1 pseudogene is annotated in these 253 nt (G+C 43.1%); it reads right to left on the reverse strand.

Features of this window, described 5'->3' with window-relative positions:
• A pseudogene (locus tag AAEY75_RS16200) lies at positions 1–253 on the reverse strand (hypothetical protein); the annotation flags it as partial.

A 253-nucleotide genomic window follows, 5' to 3' on the forward strand; every position in this document is an offset into this window, starting at 1 on the left:
TTTCAATCCATTGCTCACGAAACTTTGCTAAGCCTTGGCGTACATCAAGCTTAAAGTTTGGATCGGTATACGGGCCTGATGTGTCGTAAACACGTAGCGGCTCGTTTGGCTCATACACTGGATTTTCATCACTGCCGCCTATATAAGTATCGCTTAGGGTTATTTCACGCATTCCTACACGAATGTTGTTTTGCGTACCCTCAACATACACTTTGTGCGAATTAGGAAACGGTTGTCCCGTTAAGTTATAAAT

Origin of the sequence: Psychrobacter sp. TB55-MNA-CIBAN-0194 (assembly GCF_040309505.1) — a bacterium.
GTDB classification, from domain to species: domain Bacteria; phylum Pseudomonadota; class Gammaproteobacteria; order Pseudomonadales; family Moraxellaceae; genus Psychrobacter; species Psychrobacter fozii.